1 pseudogene is annotated in these 324 nt (G+C 62.7%); it reads left to right on the forward strand.

Annotated elements, in window-relative coordinates:
* Positions 1 to 259, forward strand: a pseudogene (locus tag EOC06_RS38730) (aspartate aminotransferase); the annotation flags it as partial.
* Positions 260 to 324: the final 65 nt, after the last annotated feature.

Consider the following 324-nt stretch of genomic DNA (forward strand, 5'->3'; position numbering starts at 1 on the left):
GGCCTGGATCGATCGCGAACCGCTGGTCGACTGGATCAGGCCCGAAGGCGGCGTCGTAGGCTTCCCGCGCCTCAATGTCGAAACCGGCTTCGACCTCGACCGGTTCTATGTGAACCTGCTGGAAAACCATGGCACCTATGTCGGACCCGGCCACTGGTTCGAGATGGAAAAACGCTTCTTCCGCGTCGGCTTCGGCTGGCCGACGGAAGCCGAATTGCGTGGCGGCCTCGACGCCATTTCCGTCGCGCTGCGGCAGTAAGTTTCCCGTGCCAGCGACCGGTTGATGCTACTGCGTCACAGCGACCGTTCATAGTGGCCAGCGTC

The sequence above is a fragment of the Mesorhizobium sp. M7A.F.Ca.MR.362.00.0.0 genome (assembly GCF_004023175.1).
Classification (GTDB): domain Bacteria; phylum Pseudomonadota; class Alphaproteobacteria; order Rhizobiales; family Rhizobiaceae; genus Mesorhizobium.